At 73.3% G+C, this 232-nt stretch carries 1 pseudogene; it reads left to right on the top strand.

Annotation, left to right across the window (positions count from 1 at the left end):
- Positions 1-232: pseudogene (locus KVT14_RS21625) on the top strand (1,4-alpha-glucan branching enzyme); the annotation flags it as partial.

Genomic DNA, 232 nt, shown 5'->3' with positions numbered 1-232 from the left:
GGACCGTCCTCGGCGCGAACGTGCACCGCTACCCCGGCACCCTCGGTGACGTGGTCGGCACCGCGTACGCCGTCTGGGCGCCGAACGCGCGGGCCGTGCGGGTCGTGGGCGACTTCAACCACTGGCAGGGCGCCCAGCTCGCCATGCGCTCCCTCGGCGAGACCGGCGTCTGGGAGCTGTTCGTCCCCGGGGTCGGTGCCGGCACCCGGTACAAGTACGAGATCATCGGCGC

This window comes from Cellulomonas sp. GbtcB1 (genome assembly GCF_019091725.1).
Classification (GTDB): domain Bacteria; phylum Actinomycetota; class Actinomycetes; order Actinomycetales; family Cellulomonadaceae; genus Cellulomonas.
This window is presented reverse-complemented; position numbering and strand designations above follow the sequence as displayed.